At 61.2% G+C, this 278-nt stretch carries 1 protein-coding gene; it reads right to left on the bottom strand.

Translation table 11 applies throughout. The features are described from left to right. On the bottom strand, window positions 1-278 hold a 278-nt coding region (locus tag HKX41_11275; GenBank protein NNC24712.1), incomplete at both ends, for a hypothetical protein.

Raw genomic sequence — 278 nt, forward strand, 5'->3', positions numbered from 1 at the left:
GGTACATGGTGTCCATCGCGCCGAGCACGCCGCCGCGCTCGCTGATCGCTTCGAATTCCTTGTACACCGCCTCTTCGACGATGTCGGTGAGCTTGTCGACGATGAAGCTGCCCTGCCAGGGGTTCTCGTTGAAGTTCAGCCCCAGCTCCTTGTTGATGATCATCTGGATCGCGACCGCGCGGCGCACGCTTTCTTCGGTCGGGGTGGTGATGGCTTCGTCGTAGGCGTTGGTGTGCAGGCTGTTGCAGTTGTCGAACAGCGCGTACAGCGCCTGCAAG

It is taken from the genome of Salifodinibacter halophilus, assembly GCA_012999515.1.
GTDB lineage: Bacteria > Pseudomonadota > Gammaproteobacteria > Nevskiales > Salinisphaeraceae > Salifodinibacter > Salifodinibacter halophilus.